This is a genomic window from Blastomonas sp., from assembly GCF_041747255.1.
Classification (GTDB): domain Bacteria; phylum Pseudomonadota; class Alphaproteobacteria; order Sphingomonadales; family Sphingomonadaceae; genus Blastomonas.
The window spans coordinates 1-3,014 of the sequence record NZ_JBGTFM010000452.1 but is presented as its reverse complement, the minus strand read 5'-3'; the positions used below and the strand labels follow the sequence as shown (position 1 = coordinate 3,014).

Here is a 3,014-nt window from a genome sequence, read left to right as displayed (position 1 = left end):
TGCATCGTTTCTGCGCGGGGTTTGTCCCAGCCACCGTGGATTTTCTCGCGCTGTTCGAGAGTCAATTCGACGCCTTGACGCACGGGGATTGCGGCATTGATCGCAAGGTTCGCGAGTGCCGGGAGGATGAGCGTCAGCACGAGCCAGCTTGCGGCGAGGGTCGCAGCATTGGTGACCGAACTCCAGTCCCGGCTGCCAACCCATAGACACAGCACCGCCCAAAATAGCAGGTAGGCGACGGCTACGATGGCGAAGGACATGATTGCGAATGCCCCCGCTCCTGATAGCACTGCGCCGATCACGAACGGAATAAGCAGTGCGGCGAGCAAGAGGCCCAGCCGCCAGCCAATCCGCCGCCGCCACAAGGCGCGTTCGTTTCGCGCCATTGCAGCAAGCAAGCCAATGCGCCCAGCTTCGCGTTCGCCCGACTTTAGATCGTGAAGCAAAACAATGACGAACAGCGGAGCGAGATACGTGAGGACGAACGCCCAATCGAACCGCCCCGGCAGTGCCAGTTCGGCATTGTAATTCTCGCTTTCGTAAAGCTGCGCTTCCAAGCCCAAAGCACGCACACGCAAGATGTAGGGCGCAACATCTCTCTGCCCGATCGCTGCAAAGGCCAGCGGCGACGGCGCGTCCCAAGTGGCGTGAAAGGTATAATAGGCGGCTTCGCCCGCATTCCCCTCCTTAGACGCCCATTTGGCAATGGCAGCGACATCGCTCGCCTGTTGCGGCTGTATGCGCGCAATGGTGTTATTCTGCCGTGCGACTTCGGCCATGCCTGCCCACACGCTGGCGATGGAAAGCAAAGCCGTCAGCAGAAGAATCGGAAGTGCGAGCCGCTGGCGGAGGAACAGGCGCAACTCGTGTTGCCCCAAGCTCATCGTGCTGCCGGTCATGCTGCTTCTCCCAAGCGGCGCGTCGCAAGACGGATGCCAAAGCCGAGCGCGAGTAGCCATCCGAACAGGATTACGAGACCGGGAAGCGCAGTTCGCATCTGATCGGAGATCGATGACGCCTTGTAACGGAAATCGGGTATCGCTTTCCAGTTCTCTGCATCAATGCGCACGCGCTTGGCCGCCTCCGGGTCTTTGTTGCGGTTGCGGTCATCGGCGTAAGTGACTTTGGTCGCCTGCAACTGATTGAGTTGCTGGACAATGGCGAAGCGGTAAGCCTCAGCCTGAGCAAGGAATCGGCGATGGCCTTCCAGATCGGTGCCCGATGCCGACATTGACACGCGCCGCAACGCGATAGTCGGGCTGAACAGGCCAATCGTGTCCTTCAGGCCGCTTTGCGCCTTTTGCGCGGCGAACTGCCGGTTTGCATAATCATCGAACAATTTGGAGGTCAGCGCTTCGCCTTCGACTGCCAGCAACCCGCCATAGTTGACCGGCAGGTCTTCGACTTTCTCAACGCCATATTGCTTGAGCGTGCGCGCCTTGAACGCGGAGAAGAACGGGTCGTCGGGATTATGGCTATCGCCCATCCGGCGTAAATCTTCTGCGATGGCAATATCGGTTTCGAGACGGGTTAGCGCAGGATTGCTGGCAAGCGCAACATCGGGCGCAATCCGGGGCAGCAGGATGACCGTGAACGCCCAGATGCCGATCAGCGCCATGAGTGCGGTGCGGGCATGGGCAGCAAGAGATGAGGCGATGATGATCAACAAGACCCAAACAGCGAGATAGGCGGTGTAACCGCCGAGCAGCGCCAGTGATGGAAGGAGCGGCGCGCCCTCCGCCACGACAAGCCAACCAAGCGCTAACGCGCCGGGGGCCAGCATCAGCGCGGCGATACCGCCAAGGCCAAGCGTCTTGCCGATGAGCAGCCGCCGCGCCGTTACGCCATGCGCGAACAGTTGGCGGATGGTGCCGCGCTCTCGTTCGCGCGCAACAATCCCGAACCCGATGAAGATCAGCATCAGCGGAGCAAGCGCCTGCAAAACAAAGGCGGGCGTAAGTTGCCCGAAGCGGACGAGCAGCGAACTTTGCCGGACATCACCGAAATTGGCGCTGTTTTGCCGGTGGCCTTCCAGATAGATTGTGTTGCCGGTAAAGGCATCGACGCCGGGGTCAAAGGCGGCAAGTGCAGGTAGCGGGCGGAATACGAAATGGCCATAATGCACCATCCGGTGAGGGTGCCGCGCGGGAGCGCCGTCGAATGCCTTATCGGCCTGCGTTTGGAATCGGGCGCGAATATCGTCGCTATTGTCGCGCTGGGCAATTGAGGTGAGTGCGGCAATCAAGGATAGCGCCGACAATATCGCGAGCCCCAGCATCGCCACGCGATTGCGGCGCATCAGCCGCCATTCGTCGGCAGCAATCAGCCTGATCGCATTCATGCCGCGACCGCCTCGCCATAACGACGGTGGAGCGCCATTACGTCGTAGCCCGATGTGCGGCCCACTTCCTCAACGATGCGCCCACGATCTAGGAACCCAATACGGTCGGCGCAATCGGCGGCACCGAGCAAATCGTGCGTCACCATCAGGACTGCCGTGCCGCGTTCCTTGAGTGTCCCGATCAGAGCGTTGAAATCGGCAGTTGCGCGGGGATCAAGACCGGATGTCGGCTCATCCAGCAACAGCACTGGGACTTGCCGCACGACCGCAAGTGCAATCGCAACCTTTTGCCGCATCCCCTTTGAGTAGCCACCAAGCGGACGGTTGCGCGCTTCGGGTTGGAGGCCTGCCGCATCGAAGGCAGCTTCAATTTCATCGCTGCTATGCGTCTCGTCAGCGAGTGCCAGAAAATACTCGACATTCTCGCGAGCGGTCAGATGTTCGTAGAGCGCTACATTTTCGGGGAGATAGGCGATCTTGTGGCGCGCCGCTTCTACATCCGTCGCGGGGTCAACGCCAGCGACCGCCATGCTGCCCGATGCAGGTTTCAGGAAACCGAGCAATGCCGATAGCGTGGTCGATTTGCCCGCGCCATTGCCGCCGAGCAACGCATAGATTTCTCCCGCAGCGACCGAGAGCGACAGGGCATCGAGAACCGTTCGTCCACCGCGTT

General features: G+C 60.6%; 3 protein-coding genes. All 3 read right to left on the bottom strand.

Going from position 1 to position 3,014, the window contains the following annotated elements; translation table 11 throughout:
- A partial coding sequence (locus ACEW8G_RS15065; protein WP_373489215.1) for an ABC transporter permease occupies positions 1-899 on the bottom strand: 899 nt, incomplete at its 3' end.
- Positions 896-2,341 carry an ABC transporter permease gene (locus tag ACEW8G_RS15060; RefSeq protein WP_373489214.1) on the bottom strand — a complete coding sequence of 482 codons (1,446 nt, stop codon included), beginning with the start codon at positions 2,339-2,341 and terminating at the stop codon, positions 896-898. The genes ACEW8G_RS15060 and ACEW8G_RS15065, both read right to left, overlap by 4 nt.
- The coding region (locus ACEW8G_RS15055; protein ID WP_373489213.1) for an ABC transporter ATP-binding protein at positions 2,338-3,014 on the bottom strand (677 nt) is incomplete at its 5' end. The genes ACEW8G_RS15060 and ACEW8G_RS15055, both read right to left, overlap by 4 nt.

What these genes read in the sequence shown, in the direction of transcription:
- ACEW8G_RS15060 (WP_373489214.1), bottom strand. Translation starts at nt 2,341, where the DNA reads ATGAATGCGATCAGGCTGATTGCTGCCGACGAATGGCGGCTGATGCGC.